1 protein-coding gene is annotated in these 227 nt (G+C 51.1%); it reads left to right on the top strand.

Translation table 11 applies throughout. The features are described from left to right. A partial coding sequence (locus tag ACKQAD_RS20325) for a DUF2625 family protein (RefSeq protein WP_409161765.1) occupies window positions 1-227 on the top strand: 227 nt, incomplete at its 5' end.

The following is a 227-nucleotide window of genomic DNA, read 5'->3' as shown; positions in this document are numbered from 1 at the left end:
AACTGGCTTATTCGGGCTTCATCAACTGGTTGGCTAATGGTGATCTGGAGCAGTATTATCAGACCTTTCGCTGGAAGGGTTGGCAGAACGACATGGTACAGCTTCAGATAGGACAAGTATTCGCCTATTATCCACCGCTTTGGACGGAAGAGGGCAGCGGCGAGAGCAGCAGCAAAGCTCCTGTAGCTGTGGAAGAAGCCTGGAAAGCAGCATTGGCTGGGAAATGA

Origin of the sequence: Pectobacterium artocarpous (assembly GCF_046159765.1) — a bacterium.
Lineage (GTDB): Bacteria > Pseudomonadota > Gammaproteobacteria > Enterobacterales > Enterobacteriaceae > Pectobacterium.
The sequence above is the reverse complement of the archived record's forward strand: the minus strand, read 5'-3'. Positions and strand labels throughout refer to the sequence as shown.